Origin of the sequence: Nocardia noduli, assembly GCF_019038455.1 — a bacterium.
Taxonomy (GTDB): Bacteria; Actinomycetota; Actinomycetes; order Mycobacteriales; family Mycobacteriaceae; genus Nocardia; species Nocardia noduli.
The window spans coordinates 1-412 of record NZ_JAFMPL010000301.1 but is presented as its reverse complement, the minus strand read 5'-3'; the positions used below and the strand labels follow the sequence as shown (position 1 = coordinate 412).

At 74.0% G+C, this 412-nt stretch carries 1 pseudogene; it reads left to right on the top strand.

Annotated elements, in window-relative coordinates:
• Positions 1–61: 61 nt before the first annotated feature.
• Positions 62–412 (top strand): annotated as a pseudogene (locus JZ792_RS43780) (hypothetical protein); the annotation flags it as partial.

The following is a 412-nucleotide window of genomic DNA, read 5'->3' as shown; positions in this document are numbered from 1 at the left end:
GAACGAGACCACGCGTTGTTTCACGCTTTCGGTCGCTGGACCGGATCAGGACCGTGCCGTCGTGCCGGTGGCCGCCTGGTTGACCGGGCAGGCCCCGCGCAGCGGGTTCGGCCGCCGCGTCCCCGAACATGATCCGTGGCGCTTCGACGTCGCCCGGCCGGTCGCCGCCGGCGAGGTCGATGCCGTCATCTGGCTCGCCGCGCTGCCGGTGGACCGGCCGGACTGGCTGGCTGCGGTGCCGTCCGTGGCGCTGGTCGCCGAGGCGGAGGCCTCCCTCGCCGACGTGGTGATTGCGGTCGGCCGTCCGGGACGCGACCTGGGCGGCGTGTTGTGGAACGAGCAGCGCGCCGCGCTGACCTACTGGCCGGCTTCGGCCCCGACGGACCTACCCTCCGCCGCATCGGTGCTGGGT